We start from the raw sequence: 13168 nt of genomic DNA, 5'->3' as shown, positions 1-13168 counted from the left end.
TTCCCTTAGAGCGCCTCGGCGCCCGAAATGATTTCGATAAGTTCGTTGGTGATCGCGGCCTGACGCGAGCGGTTGAACTGGATCGTCAGCTTGTCGATCATGTCGCCCGCATTGCGCGTCGCGTTGTCCATCGCGGACATCCGCGCCCCCTGCTCCGACGCCCCGTTTTCCAGAAGCGCGGTGAAGACCTGGGTGGCAAGGCCACGCGGCAGAAGATCGGCAAGGATCTCTTCCTCGGACGGCTCGTAATCATAGAGCGTCGAGGCACCTTCGCCATCCTCGGTGTCGAATTTCGCCGGGATCACCTGCTGCGCGGTCGGGATCTGGCTGATCACCGACTCGAAGCGGTTGAAGAAGATCGTGGCAACATCGAACTCACCGGCATCGAAACGATGGATAAGATCGCGCGCAATGCCTTGCGCATTGTCGTAGCCGAGCTTCTTGACCTCGGAGAGGTCGACATGGGCGACGAAGTGGCTGCCGAGATCACGCTTGAGCTGTTCGCGGCCCTTCTTGCCGACGGTCAGGATCTTCACCGTCTTGCCAGCTTTAAGAAGCTCCGCCGCCTTCACCCGTGCGAGTTTCACGATGGAAGAGTTGAAGCCGCCGCAAAGGCCGCGTTCTGCCGTCATCACCACCAGAATATGGGTCTGATCGCCGCCCGTCCCGGCCAGAAGCCGGGGCGCGCTGTCTGATCCGCCGACCGAGGCGGCAAGGCCCGACATCACCGCGTTCATCCGCTCGGCGTAAGGACGCGCAGATTCCGCAGCTTCCTGGGCACGGCGGAGTTTGGCCGCCGCGACCATCTGCATGGCCTTGGTGATCTTCCGCGTCGACTTAACGCTTTCGATCCTGTTTTTCAGGTCCTTAAGGCTGGGCATATCCCTGTCCCCTCCCCCCGCTTACGCGAAGGTCTTGGCGAATTCGTCGATAGCAGCCCGAAGCTTGTCCTCGGCCTCACCCTTGATCTTCGGATCGTCCTTGGTGATCCAGTCGAGGATGTCCTTGCGGTTGGTTCGCATGTGCTTGACCAGATCGCGTTCGAAGCGGCCGACATCCTTTACCGAGAGCTTGTCAAGGAAGCCCTTGATGCCCGCGAAGATGACGCAGACGATTTCAGCGTTGGTCAGCGGCGAATATTGCGGCTGCTTCATCAACTCGGTCAGACGCGCACCACGGTTCAGAAGGCGCTGGGTCGCAGCGTCGAGGTCGGAACCAAACTGGGCGAAAGCCGCCATTTCGCGATACTGTGCCAGTTCCAGCTTGACCGAACCCGCAACCGATTTCATCGAATTGGTCTGGGCGGACGAGCCAACACGCGAAACCGACAGACCGGTGTTCACGGCCGGGCGGACACCCTGGTAGAAGAGTTCCGTTTCAAGGAAGATCTGGCCATCGGTGATCGAGATCACGTTGGTCGGAATAAAGGCCGACACGTCGCCACCTTGGGTTTCGATGATCGGCAGCGCCGTCAGCGAACCGGCGCCGAAATCCTCGTTCAGCTTGGCCGAACGCTCCAGCAGGCGGGAATGCAGGTAGAAAACGTCGCCCGGATAGGCTTCGCGTCCGGGCGGACGGCGCAGCAGCAGCGACATCTGGCGATAGGCGACGGCCTGCTTCGAAAGGTCATCATAGATGATCAGCGCGTGGCGGCCATTGTCACGGAAATGCTCGGCAATCGCGGTCGCCGAATAGGGGGCCAGGAACTGCATCGGCGCCGGGTCGGACGCGGTCGCTGCAACGATTGTCGTGTAGGCAATGGCGCCGGTCTCTTCCAGCTTCTTCACGAGCTGGGCAACCGTCGAACGCTTCTGGCCGATGGCGACATAGACGCAGTAGAGCTTCTTGCTCTCGTCGTCGCCCGCGGCGTCGTTGTAGGATTTCTGGTTCAGGATCGTGTCGAGCGCGATCGCGGTCTTGCCGGTCTGACGGTCGCCGATGATCAGTTCGCGCTGACCACGGCCAACCGGGATCATGGCGTCAACCGACTTCAGGCCGGTCGCCATCGGCTCATGCACCGACTTCCGCGGGATGATGCCGGGGGCTTTCACGTCCGCGACCGAACGCTTCTTGGCCTTCAGCGCGCCCTTGCCGTCGATCGGGTTGCCAAGCGCGTCAACGACGCGGCCCAGAAGCTCGTCGCCGACCGGCACGTCCACGATGGCCTTGGTGCGCTTGACGGTGTCGCCTTCTTTAATGTCACGGTCGGAACCGAAGATAACGACACCGACGTTGTCGATCTCGAGGTTCAGCGCCATCCCGCGGATACCGCCCGGGAATTCGACCATTTCACCGGCCTGAATGTTGTCGAGACCGTGCACACGCGCGATACCGTCACCGACGGAGAGCACGCGGCCGACCTCAGCCACTTCCGCTTCCTGACCGAAGTTCTTGATCTGCTCCTTAAGGATCGCAGAGATCTCGGCTGCCTGGATTCCCATTATCCGACCTCTTTCATAGCATTCTGGAGGGAAGCGAGCTTGGAACGGATCGAGGTGTCGATCATGTTCGAGCCCACTTTTACGATAAGACCACCGATGAGGCTGTCATCGACGGTGGTGTTGAGCTTGACGGTCTTGCCGACGGTCTTCTTGAGCGAGGCGGCAAGTTTGGTTTCCTGCGCCTTGGTCAGCGGCGCCGCGACGGTCACGTCGGCGGTCACTTCACCCTTTTCCTCTGCGATCAGGTCGCGAAGGGCTGCCAGAAGCTGCGGCAGGACGAAAAGGCGGCGGTTCGATGCCATCAGACCCAGCGTATTGGCCAGAGTGGCCGACAGCTTCATCTTCTTGGCAATCGCGGCGACGGCCTTTGCCTGCTCATCGCGGCTGTAGACCGGCGAGGCGATCAGGCTGCGCAGATCGGCGCTGTCGTCCATCGCGGCACCCAGCGCATCTACGTCGGCTTCTAGCGCCGTCAGACCTTTCGCCTCTTTGGCGAGTTCAAACACAGCCGTCGCATAGCGTCCGGCGATCCCTGCGGAAATCGAAGCTGGTTCGGACACGTCCACCCTTCCGATTGTTTTTGTCCCATCGCCTCTTTTTTGGTGTCAGGTCAGAGGCCACCCGCGGCGTATGTGTGCACATACGGCCTAAGTCGGCGCGGGTGTAGCAGAGGCGTTCGTGGCTCGCAACCGCCTTGGTAAACTAATTGGGAGCCCGGTTTTCCCATAAATTCAGGGGTTTCCGCGACACGCGACAAACTGTTGCGTTTTGGGATCCGCAAGTTTGGGCGTTAACAGTGCGCATACCGGCCAGAATCCCCGCACAACGGTCGCGAGTCACGCCGGTTCGGCGGCCGGTTTGGGCAGCCCCTCCAAGACCTTCAGGGGCCGCCTCACGGTTGCCGCAAGGCCCGGACGTTGCGGTGCATGGACCTGCTTCGAGACCTCCAGCATATGCACACCGCCCGCCATTACCGCCGACAGCCGGTGTCCGAACCTTTCCCATGCCGGAGCGGTCCGGAGCCAGAATCGGCGGCTGGATGGTGGCGCGTAGAGCGCCGAGAGCTGCCGCTCGGCTACGAAGTTGTGGCGCCGCAACTGCGCATCGAGCTGACTCATCGAATAGGGTCGCCCGTACCCGAAAGGCGTCTTGTCTGACCGCGACCAGAGACCCGACCGGTTCGGCACGATGACCAGTGCCCGCCCCCCCGGTCCAAGCACGCGCCAGCATTCCTCCAAAAGCGCTGTGGGTTGTTCCGATGTTTCAAGCCCGTGGAGCAGTACCAGCCGGTCAACCATTCCGGTTTCGATCGGCCATTGCGTCTCTTCACAGAGAACCGAGACATTCTCCATCCCGGCGGGCCAGGGCATCACGCCCTGCGGTGCGGGCATGAGACCGATGACGCGACGTGACGGCTCCAGATAGGGGCGCAGGAGTGGTGCCGCAAAACCAAAGCCCACCACGGTCTGCCCCTTGTCGGGCCGCCAGAGTGATACAACCTGATCCCGGATCGCCTTTTGCGCCACACGGCCGAGTTGGGTGCGGTAGTAGAAATTCCTCAGGTCGAGAACGTCGAGATGCATTGCGCCCGCCGCTTCCTTCGGCAAAAGTTACCCCGGAGAATACGCAATCGGGAACGAAACGCCATGGCTCTCGAAATCGTCACCATTCCGTGTCTTGCCGACAACTACGCCTATCTCGCCCATGATGCGGCGACCGGCGCGACGGCGGTTGTCGACGTACCCGACGCGGCGCCGATCCTGAATACTTTGCGCGAACGGGGCTGGAGGGCGAGCCACATCCTGATCACCCATCACCACAACGACCATATCGACGGTGTGCGCGCTCTTGCAGGTGCAACAGGCGCCCGGGTCATCGGCGCGGCGGCGGATGCGCATCGCCTGCCGCCACTGGATGAGGCGTTGAAGCCCGGCGACACGATCCGCATCGGCATGGACCAGGGCGAGGTGATTGATGTGTCTGGCCACACCGTTGGCCATATCGCTTTTCACTTCCCCGCCTCAAAGGTCGTGTTCACGGCAGACAGCCTGATGGCGCTCGGCTGCGGGCGGCTTTTTGAGGGAACCGCCGCGCAGATGTGGGACAGCCTGTCACGTCTTGCCGCGCTGCCCCCCGACACGCTGGTCTGTTCGGGCCACGAATACACAGCGTCCAATGCCCGCTTCGCGTTGACCATTGAACCCGAAAATTCCGCGCTTATATCCCGGTCAGAGGCGGTGACCGAAGCGCGTAAGAAAGGCGAGCCGACCGTGCCGTCCACCTTGGCCGAAGAACTGGCGACCAACCCCTTTCTGCGCGCAAGCGTGCCCGAGCTGAAGGCGGCTCTGGGAATGGCAGGGGCAAGCGATGCCGAGGTCTTTGCCGAGATCCGTTCGCGCAAGGATCGTTTCTGACCGATCACGGGTTTTTGTTCATTCGATTACTTTCCCGTCAGAAAAAGCAGTATTCCGTTCACAAATTGCATCGCTTTGGACGTATTCACCGTTTTCTCCCAGAAAACACTTGAAGCCGCCCGATTTCCACCGAACTTTAAAGGTATGAGGCGAGAGTAGGGACGGGTCACATGCCCAACCTGCTGGAAGGAAAGGAGCACGAAGGTGCCGTCATTCTCGAACACGCTTGAACAGGCCATCCATGCGGCGCTCGCGCTCGCCAATGCGCGCCGGCATGAACTTGCAACGCTCGAACATCTGCTGCTTGCGCTGATTGACGAGCCCGAAGCGGCGAAGGTGATGCGAGCTTGTTCGGTCGACATCGACGCGCTGCGACAGACCCTTGTCGAGTTCATCGACGATGACCTTTCCACCCTCGTTACCGACGTCGAAGGGTCCGAGGCCGTGCCGACCGCCGCCTTCCAGCGCGTGATCCAGCGCGCCGCGATCCATGTCCAGTCCTCGGGCCGGACAGAAGTTACCGGCGCCAACGTGCTGGTCGCGATCTTCGCCGAACGCGAGTCAAACGCCGCCTATTTCCTGCAGGAACAGGACATGACGCGTTATGACGCGGTCAATTTCATCGCCCATGGCGTCGCCAAGGACCCGTCCTTTGGCGAAACCCGCCCCGTCAGCGGCGCGCAGGAGCATGACGAACACACGACTCAGGCCGACGGCGAAGCCAAGGAATCTGCTCTCGCCAAGTACTGTGTCGACCTGAACACCAAATCGAAGAAGGGCGATGTCGATCCGCTGATCGGCCGCGAGGCCGAGATCGAGCGCTGCATCCAAGTGCTCTGCCGCCGCCGAAAAAATAACCCGCTTCTGGTCGGTGATCCCGGCGTCGGCAAGACCGCCATCGCGGAAGGGCTGGCCCTGAAGATCACGCGCGGCGAAACGCCCGACGTGCTGTCGAACGCGACGATCTTCTCGCTCGACATGGGCGCGCTTCTGGCCGGCACCCGCTATCGCGGTGATTTCGAGGAACGGCTGAAGGCCGTGGTGAAGGAGCTGGAGGATCACCCCGACGCGATCCTCTTCATCGACGAGATCCATACCGTGATCGGCGCCGGCGCCACCTCGGGCGGCGCGATGGATGCGTCCAACCTGCTGAAGCCCGCACTTCAGGGCGGCAAACTGCGCTGCATGGGCTCAACCACCTACAAGGAGTTCCGCCAGCATTTCGAAAAGGACCGCGCGCTATCGCGCCGGTTCCAGAAGATCGACGTGAACGAGCCTTCGGTCGAGGACACGATCAAGATCCTGATGGGACTGAAACCCTATTTCGAAAAGCACCACGACCTGCGTTACACTCATGATGCGATCAAGGCTGCGGTGGAACTTTCGTCGCGATACATCCATGACCGAAAGCTGCCCGACAAGGCCATCGACGTGATCGACGAGGCGGGCGCGGCGCAGCATCTTGTCGCGGAATCCAAGCGCCGCAAGACCATCAGCCCGAAAGAGATCGAGGCTGTCGTGGCCAAGATCGCCCGCATCCCGCCGAAGAACGTGTCGAAGGACGATGCCGAGGTGCTGAAGGATCTGGAAAAGACCCTCAAGCGCGTGGTCTTCGGTCAGGACAAGGCGATCGAGGCTTTGTCCTCGGCGATCAAGCTGGCGCGCGCCGGTCTGCGCGAACCTGAAAAGCCCATTGGCAACTACCTGTTCGCCGGTCCCACGGGCGTCGGCAAAACCGAGGTCGCCAAGCAACTGGCCGACAGCCTGGGTGTAGAACTGCTGCGCTTCGACATGTCGGAATACATGGAGAAACATGCTGTTTCCCGTCTCATCGGTGCGCCTCCGGGTTATGTCGGCTTCGATCAGGGCGGCATGCTCACCGACGGCGTCGACCAGCACCCGCATTGCGTCCTCCTGCTCGACGAAATCGAGAAGGCGCATCCGGATGTCTACAACATCCTCCTGCAGGTGATGGACCACGGCAAACTGACCGACCATAACGGGCGGCAGGTCGATTTCCGCAACGTGATCCTGATCATGACCTCGAATGCGGGCGCGGCAGAACTCGCGAAATCCGCCATCGGCTTCGGCCGCGATCGGCGCGAAGGCGAGGATACGGCGGCGATCGAACGCACCTTCACGCCGGAATTCCGCAACCGGCTCGATGCGGTCATCTCCTTCTCGGCCCTGCCGCGCGAGGTGATCCTGCAGGTCGTCGACAAGTTCGTCCTGCAACTCGAAGCCCAGCTCATGGACCGCCATGTCCATATAGAGCTGACGCCCGAGGCCGCGAACTGGATCGCCGAAAAGGGCTACGACGACCGCATGGGCGCCCGCCCGCTCGGCCGGGTGATCCAGGAACACATCAAGAAGCCGCTTGCGGAAGAACTGCTCTTCGGCAAGCTGACCAAGGGCGGTGTCGTGCATGTGCGGCTGAAGGATGACGCGCTCGTCCTCGATGTCGAGGAACCGCAAAAGCCGCGGCTCTCGGGATCAAAGCCGCCGCTCCTGACCGCGGACTGACAGATCAAAGGCCCGCCCCCGGCGGGCCTTTCCCTTTTCGATCAATCCGATCGCTCGCGGGTGGTGCCGGTCACGTCACGACCGGGCAGCCACCGCCTGAACCTTGATCCGGCCCCCAAAGGGCAGTGCCGCCGCCTGATAGATCGTCCGGGCCGGACGACGGCCTTCGGCGAAGAGCGATCCGTAGAGCACATTGACCTCGGGCACGTCCTTCAGGTCGATGAAGGCGATGTCGACATAGACGATATCCGCTGGCGCAAAACCAGCCGCTTCCGCGATCTTAAAGACATGCGCGAAGGCGCGTTCGGCCTCCTCGCGCGCCGTGCCCGGTTGGTATTTCCCGTCGGGCCCGACCGAAAGCTGGCCGCTGATCCAGCACTGGTTTCCCACCACGACGGCATTGCTGATCGGCGACGGCGAGGGCGGAACGCCGTCGACATCGGTCACATATTTTCTGGACATGCATGCCTCCACTCACACCGGCTATGGTGCATCTCGATGAAGGTATCACGAGCGCTGATTTCACGGTGCCGAAAAGCACGACCTGACCGGCGGTCTGAACCTTGGCCGCGTCCGGCCTAGCGTTCGGTCAGTTTCAGTTCGATCCGCCGGTTCTGCGCCAATGCCTCGGGGCTGTCGCCCTCGGCCACCGGATGATACTCGCCAAATCCGGTCGCGGCGAGCCGCTCAGGCGGAAAGCCGAGACCCGCCTGCATGAAGCGCACGACCGACAGGGCCCGACCCTGGCTTAGTTCCCAGTTGTCGCGATAGCGGCCCGTTCCGAGCAGCGGGACATTGTCGGTGTGACCGTCGACCCGGATGATCCAGTCCACCTCGGGCGGTATCTCGGCGGCCACTTCCTGCAGCGTGGCAACGACGCCGGCAATCTGGCTGCGCCCCTCGGGCGCAAGATCCGCCGAAGCCGGTTCAAAGAGCACCTCGGACGAGAACACGAAGCGGTCGCCCACGACGCGAACTCCCTGGCGCCCCTCAAGAACCTTGCTGAGGCGGGCAAAGAATTCCGACCGGTACTGCGCCAGTTCCTTGGTTTCCTCCTTCAACGCCGCAGCCTCGGCCTCCAGCCTGATCCGCTCCGCCTCCTCAAGCTCGGCGCGGCGTTTCTGTTCCGCCGCAACCTGGGCAAGCGCGGAGTTGAGCCGCGTGCCCAACGCTTCGATCTGCACCTTGGCTTCGGCATCGCGGGCGTCGGACGCGTCCATCAGGTCCTGCAATGCGCCAAGCTGGCCGCGCAACGCCACGATCTGCTCATTCAACAGCGCCACCTTGCGCGCGGCCTCGGCCGAGGCGGCCTTTTCCTTGGCCAGCTCTTCGTTCGCGGTGTCGAGAAGCACCTTCTGCCGCTCGGCCTCGCTCAGTTCCTCCCCGGCCCGCGCATTGGCGGCCGCCAGCAGCGTCAGCGTCTCTTCGGCGCGACGGCGCTGTTCTTCCAGCGCCAGCGTCATAGCGGTCAGCTCATCCTCGGCGCCCTGAAGCTTCTCGCGCAAGGCGGCGGTGGCAGCGGCCTCGGTCAGGCGCGCAGCCTCGGCCTCGGACAGCTTCTCCGCCGCCTCCTCGCCCTGTGCTTTCAGATCCGCCACCAGCGCGTCCAGGGCCTCCCTCCGCGCAGCGGCAAGGCGTGCGGCCTCGGCCTGGGCGTCGATCTCGGACCGCGCCTTGGCGACGGCAAGGTTCAGCGCATCTCGTTCGGATACCAGTGAATCGCGCTCGGACGAGAGGGCATCGCGCTCTGCCGTCAGCGCCTCTGCCTCGCCCCGCGCGGTATCACGTTCACTGAGCAACGTCGCAACCTGCGCTTCGAACGAGGTGATCCGGGCCGAGGCTTCGGAAAGCTGGCTGTCCCGCTCCTCGACCTGCCGCGTCAGCGTCGCGATCAACGCCGATTGCCGGTCCGCCTCGGCGCGGGTGGTGTCCAGATCTGCGGTCAGCCCGGCAACCTCGCCCTCGAGCGCCGCCGACCGGTCCCGCTCCAGCCCGAGCGCGTCGGCCAGTCCGGCCACCTGCTGGGCCAGATCGGCAAGCTCGTCATCCTGATTGTCGATGGTCTCGCGCAAGGTGAACTGCACGATCATGAAGATCGTCAGCACGAACATCAGCACCATCAGAAGCGCGGTCATCGCATCGACGAAGCCGGGCCAGATATTGCCCGAGAACCGTTGCCCGCCGCGCCCGTTGGTCAGCGCCATGGCCTAGCCCCCCCGGGCGTCGGTCCGCCCAAGCGCCCGCACGGCCCGGGTCAGTTCAGCAAGATCGCCGCGAAGATCGGCCATGCTTTCCTGCCGCCCCGCCGCAACCTCTTCGAGCAGTTTCAGAAGCTGCACGTCGATCGAGCGCAGCCGCATCCGGCTTTCGGCCTCGCCACCGCCGGATACCCCACCGGCGTTTTCGTCCTCGGCCGCCTTTTCGATGATACGGATCAGCCGCTCCTGCCCCTCGGCGATATGGGTCAGGACACCGATGGAGCCGACCTCGGATTCCAGCTGCCGCGTCAGCCCCTCAACCGAGGTCGCAAGCTCCTCCAGCCGGTCATTCACGGCACTGCGGCCCTGATCGGACTGGCGCAGAATCTCCTGCAGAGTTTCGACCTGATCGGCCATGTGGTCGAGCACACCCGAAACTGTTTCCTGATCGATCCCGCCATCAGCCTCGCCGCCGGAAAACGAAAGCCGCGTGAACGACGTCAGCCATTCTTCAAGTTCGCGGTAAAAGCGGTTCTGGCCGTGACCTGCGAACAGTTCAAGAAGCCCGACAACCAGCGATCCTGCGAGACCAAGCAGGGATGAGGAAAACGCCGTTCCCATGCCGCCGAGTTGCTTTTCCAGCCCGCCCATCAGCTTGTCGAAGACCTCAAGTCCGGTCTCTCCCTCCTGCGGGGCCAGCGCCCGGATCGTATCAACCACGGCGGGAACCGTAATCGCGAGGCCGTAGAAGGTGCCCAGAAGGCCGAGGAATATCAGGAGGCTCGTCAGATAACGCGTGATGTCGCGCGCCTCGTCGATCCGTGTCGCCACGGAATCCTGGATCGACCGGGCCGAACTCGATGAAATCTGGCCGCCCCGCTTGCCACGCGACCGAAGAAGCGCAGCCAGAGGCGCCAGCATGCTCGGCGGCACAGTGACTTCATGACCGGGCCGATGGGCCGCGAAGCCTTCGATCCAGCTCACCGAACGCACAAGCTGCGCGACTTGCCAGAAACAGGTCAACACACCAAGAACAAAGACCCCGAGGATCAGGCCGTTCAACCACGGATTGGCAATGAAAATGGAAAAGATCGGCCCGTAGGCCACATAGCCCCCTGCCCCGACCAGCGCGCAGACCAGCAGCATCATTGCGATCTGCCGCACCGGCTGGGAAAAGAACAACTCGGCCTCGCGCACGGGTTTGTCCATCTGGATCGCCACCCTTGTCCCTTCGTTTTCCCGGACAATAGGCGGCGATGGGGCCGCTAACAAGCCGTAAGCGGGGCGATCACGTGGCAGTTGTGAGCGCCCGGACACGCTCCGCCAACCAGTCAAGGTCAGGATCGGCGATACCAAGCTCGTGCAGATGCTCGGCCGTATTCCACAAATACTCCGTATTCGGCCCCCGTCCACCGACCGCTGTCGCGATGATGCCGGCCTGTTCCTCCAGCGCCAGACCGCCACAATACTGCACGTGATCGGGGTCGATTACATAGGTCACGGCCTCGACCATCCGGCCATCGGTCAGGACCAATGGCAATGTTTTTTCCAGATAGGCCGAAGAGATCAGTTCACGTTCACGCAGATATTCAAGCGTCGCGTCGCTGTTCTCAGCCCGGACCGAATAGGCAACCCCGTTGCAGGCCGCCCCCGCTGCCGCGTCAAGCGCCAGCACAAGACCCGGATTTTCGACTGTCCCACGATGGTGGATGGAGCGCATACAGAACGACCGGTGCCAGCCGTCGAGCCTGGCCAGAACCCGGTCGGTGAAGGCGAAACCCGGCTCCCACATCAGCGAGCCATAGCCGAAGACCCACATAGAATTCATCACCGCGCCCCACTGGTTCTTGCCGTTCCGCCCCTGTAAACAGCATCGACCTGCGGGAGAAAAGACCCATGCGCGCGGTAATCTGGCTGACGGCGGCCTTCGCGATCTTCTATGGCGGCTACTGGGCCGTGGGATCGCGCGCCGTGCTGGAGGGGACTGAGACGGCGCTCGCCGATTTGCGCGCGGCGGGAAGCGTGGAGTACGGCGAGGTGACGCTGGACGGCTTCCCCTCGCGCTTCGACCTGACCATCGGGAACCCACAACTGACCGGCGCTGACGGAGCCGTAGAATGGTCCGCACCCGAGCTTCAGGTCTACGCACTGTCTTACAAACCACATCACATCATTGCGGTCCTGCCATCCGATCAAACGCTGCGCATCGGGAATGAGACCATCACAATCCATGCCGACGATCTACGGGCAAGTGCGGTTTTCGGCATCGATCCGGATCTTCCGCTCAATCGGGCTCAATCTGTGGGCAAGGCTATAGCGCTTGCCTCGGACCACGGCTGGGGTTCGACGTTAAACGAAATAAGGCTTGCCCTTCGGGAGGGGGAGAGCGCCAGGGAATTCGAGCTGGGCGCCGAGGTGTTCAACGTCGGGTTTTCGGGCCAACCCGCCAGCACATTGAGCCTCAGCGGACTTCCTGTTGATGGTGGACATCTGCGGCTCGACGCCACGCTGCGCCTTGTCCGGCCCATCGACCGCAATCTTGTGAGCGAGACCCTTCGTCTCGAGAATTTAACCATTAAGTCAATCGTGGCGGACTGGGGATCAATCCAGGTGAGTGGCGCCGGTCAGGTTGAGATCACTCCGGCGGGTCAGCCAGAAGGCCGCATTACGCTTACGATCAGCGACTGGAGGCGCGGTCTGCGTCTGGCGGCGGAGCTTGGTCTGATCCGGCCGCAACTCGCGCCCACGGTCGAAAATGCACTGACTCAGATCGCAGATGCAGGCGGCGGCGAAAGCCTGGAACTGCCTGTTACATTCGCAAATGGATGGATGAGTCTCGGCCCGATGCCGCTCGGACCCGCGCCGCGGTTCTGACGAACGAAAACATTGAGATAGTCGACGAAACACTGGCCGACCGGAGCGCGATTGGCGGTGCCGTACGAAAGCGGGTTCATGTCCATATTCTTCTACTACAGATTGTATTTTACTTTACCCACAGAATGTCCTCTGGCGGAGTTTTCATTGCGGTAGTAGCACTTGCGAAAGGGACAATATCACGCCAACCCGCCTCCCGATTATGGAGTATTTCCGTGAAACTTCTTACAACGTTCGTTGCGATCATTCTGACGTCTTTTACTTCGAGCGAGCTGCACGCAGCCGAACTGACCTGCAATATGTCCCAGTACTCCGGCGCCGGGAACAAGCGCGATATCCAAGCCATTGTTCCCGCGCAAAGTATTCACACAGTTGATGAAAATTCCGCGCGGATGAACGGCACAAACGCCGTGGGAACAGTAGAGCGCAAGGCGGGCGTCATGATGATCACTTACTTTGACCGTCTCAATCGTGTCGGTGATGTCGAAATCAAGTATGAGTTCAACAAATCGAATGGCAAAGTTCTGGTCAGAACACGCGGCCTGCGTTCGCAGCCTTGGGAAGAGGACTATCCCGAACGCTCCGGAAAGTTTTCGATTCGTGGGATCTGCAATCTACGCTGAGGTCAATGTTCAACCATTGGTTGGCCGACATCCGGCCAGCCGCCGCTTATCGGCAAAATGTGATGAGGTCAGTTCTCACAGCGTACTTTGCGTAG

The 13168-nt window shown here is 62.0% G+C and carries 12 protein-coding genes; 4 read left to right on the top strand and 8 right to left on the bottom strand.

Annotation, left to right across the window (positions count from 1 at the left end; translation table 11 throughout):
* Positions 1–5: 5 nt before the first annotated feature.
* From QKW60_RS10205 to QKW60_RS10190, 4 genes are all read right to left on the bottom strand, one after another.
* Positions 6–881, bottom strand: a complete 876-nt coding sequence (locus tag QKW60_RS10205; RefSeq protein WP_282368500.1) for a F0F1 ATP synthase subunit gamma — start codon at positions 879–881, stop codon at positions 6–8.
* A 21-nt stretch (positions 882–902) separates the two neighbouring features.
* Entirely contained in the window at positions 903–2441 is a 1539-nt protein-coding gene (gene atpA, locus QKW60_RS10200) for a F0F1 ATP synthase subunit alpha (protein WP_282368498.1), read from the bottom strand.
* On the bottom strand, positions 2441–3007 hold the full coding sequence (locus QKW60_RS10195) for a F0F1 ATP synthase subunit delta (RefSeq protein WP_282368496.1): 567 nt from the start codon (positions 3005–3007) through the stop codon (positions 2441–2443). The genes atpA and QKW60_RS10195 overlap by 1 nt, the downstream gene beginning before the upstream one ends.
* Before the next feature lie 270 nt (positions 3008–3277).
* Positions 3278–4024: a class I SAM-dependent methyltransferase gene (locus tag QKW60_RS10190; protein WP_282368494.1), complete on the bottom strand. Its 747-nt coding sequence runs from the start codon at positions 4022–4024 to the stop codon at positions 3278–3280.
* 63 nt (positions 4025–4087) lie between these two features.
* Between QKW60_RS10190 and gloB the strand changes: the two genes are divergently transcribed.
* Positions 4088–4855, top strand: coding sequence for a hydroxyacylglutathione hydrolase (gene gloB / locus QKW60_RS10185; protein ID WP_282368493.1), 768 nt, complete (start codon positions 4088–4090; stop codon positions 4853–4855).
* A gap of 204 nt (positions 4856–5059) precedes the next feature.
* On the top strand, positions 5060–7378 hold the full coding sequence (gene clpA / locus QKW60_RS10180) for an ATP-dependent Clp protease ATP-binding subunit ClpA (RefSeq protein ID WP_282368492.1): 2319 nt from the start codon (positions 5060–5062) through the stop codon (positions 7376–7378).
* 75 nt (positions 7379–7453) lie between these two features.
* Here the strand turns inward: clpA and QKW60_RS10175 are convergent, their stop codons facing one another.
* From QKW60_RS10175 to QKW60_RS10160, 4 genes are all read right to left on the bottom strand, one after another.
* Positions 7454–7840, bottom strand: coding sequence for a RidA family protein (locus tag QKW60_RS10175; RefSeq protein WP_282368491.1), 387 nt, complete (start codon positions 7838–7840; stop codon positions 7454–7456).
* 116 nt (positions 7841–7956) lie between these two features.
* Complete coding sequence (locus QKW60_RS10170) at positions 7957–9582, bottom strand: peptidoglycan -binding protein (protein ID WP_282368490.1); 1626 nt, start codon at positions 9580–9582, stop codon at positions 7957–7959.
* Between the two features lie 3 nt (positions 9583–9585).
* Entirely contained in the window at positions 9586–10785 is a 1200-nt protein-coding gene (locus QKW60_RS10165) for a biopolymer transporter ExbB (protein WP_282368489.1), read from the bottom strand.
* A 79-nt stretch (positions 10786–10864) separates the two neighbouring features.
* Complete coding sequence (locus tag QKW60_RS10160; RefSeq protein WP_282368680.1) at positions 10865–11395, bottom strand: gamma-glutamylcyclotransferase; 531 nt, start codon at positions 11393–11395, stop codon at positions 10865–10867.
* Between the two features lie 77 nt (positions 11396–11472).
* Here QKW60_RS10160 and QKW60_RS10155 point away from each other — a divergent pair, with 77 nt between their 5' ends.
* Together QKW60_RS10155 and QKW60_RS10150 are read left to right on the top strand one after the other, a co-directional pair.
* Positions 11473–12450: a DUF2125 domain-containing protein gene (locus tag QKW60_RS10155; protein ID WP_282368488.1), complete on the top strand. Its 978-nt coding sequence runs from the start codon at positions 11473–11475 to the stop codon at positions 12448–12450.
* Positions 12451–12665: 215 nt separating this feature from the next.
* Complete coding sequence (locus tag QKW60_RS10150; RefSeq protein ID WP_282368487.1) at positions 12666–13073, top strand: hypothetical protein; 408 nt, start codon at positions 12666–12668, stop codon at positions 13071–13073.
* Positions 13074–13168: the final 95 nt, after the last annotated feature.

This window comes from Albidovulum aestuarii (assembly GCF_029961185.1).
Taxonomy (GTDB): domain Bacteria; phylum Pseudomonadota; class Alphaproteobacteria; order Rhodobacterales; family Rhodobacteraceae; genus Albidovulum; species Albidovulum aestuarii.
The sequence above is the reverse complement of the archived record's forward strand: the minus strand, read 5'-3'. Positions and strand labels throughout refer to the sequence as shown.

What these genes read in the sequence shown, in the direction of transcription:
- QKW60_RS10205 (WP_282368500.1), bottom strand. Translation starts at nt 881, where the DNA reads ATGCCCAGCCTTAAGGACCTGAAAAACAGGATCGAAAGCGTTAAGTCG.
- atpA (WP_282368498.1), bottom strand. Translation starts at nt 2,441, where the DNA reads ATGGGAATCCAGGCAGCCGAGATCTCTGCGATCCTTAAGGAGCAGATC.
- QKW60_RS10190 (WP_282368494.1), bottom strand. Translation starts at nt 4,024, where the DNA reads ATGCATCTCGACGTTCTCGACCTGAGGAATTTCTACTACCGCACCCAA.
- gloB (WP_282368493.1), top strand. Translation starts at nt 4,088, where the DNA reads ATGGCTCTCGAAATCGTCACCATTCCGTGTCTTGCCGACAACTACGCC.
- QKW60_RS10175 (WP_282368491.1), bottom strand. Translation starts at nt 7,840, where the DNA reads ATGTCCAGAAAATATGTGACCGATGTCGACGGCGTTCCGCCCTCGCCG.
- QKW60_RS10170 (WP_282368490.1), bottom strand. Translation starts at nt 9,582, where the DNA reads ATGGCGCTGACCAACGGGCGCGGCGGGCAACGGTTCTCGGGCAATATC.
- QKW60_RS10165 (WP_282368489.1), bottom strand. Translation starts at nt 10,785, where the DNA reads ATGGACAAACCCGTGCGCGAGGCCGAGTTGTTCTTTTCCCAGCCGGTG.
- QKW60_RS10160 (WP_282368680.1), bottom strand. Translation starts at nt 11,395, where the DNA reads ATGTGGGTCTTCGGCTATGGCTCGCTGATGTGGGAGCCGGGTTTCGCC.
- QKW60_RS10155 (WP_282368488.1), top strand. Translation starts at nt 11,473, where the DNA reads ATGCGCGCGGTAATCTGGCTGACGGCGGCCTTCGCGATCTTCTATGGC.